Source organism: Bacillus cereus group sp. BfR-BA-01380, from assembly GCF_022663535.1.
Classification (GTDB): domain Bacteria; phylum Bacillota; class Bacilli; order Bacillales; family Bacillaceae_G; genus Bacillus_A; species Bacillus_A cereus_BB.
In genome coordinates, this window is record NZ_JAKUFS010000135.1 from 1 (window position 1) to 223 (window position 223).

The window sequence follows — 223 nt, forward strand, 5'->3', positions numbered from 1 at the left end:
GGCTGTTCTTTCACTTCATACTTGTATGCTACTCCATTTGCGTCATACGCTTGGAGATTTTCAAATGTGTACTTCCAGCTTGTTGCTTCACTTACTTCTTTCGTATCTACCACTTTACCGTTTTGTAGTAAATCGACTTTGATTGAACTTGGACGATCTTTCGCGTCGTTGTCTTTCCACGTCTTCGTTCCTTCTACTTTTATTTGGCCTACTTTTGTATTTG

General features: G+C 39.5%; 1 protein-coding gene. It reads right to left on the reverse strand.

Going from position 1 to position 223, the window contains the following annotated elements:
- A partial coding sequence (locus tag MR076_RS26260) for a Cna B-type domain-containing protein (RefSeq protein WP_242225445.1) occupies positions 1–223 on the reverse strand: 223 nt, incomplete at both ends.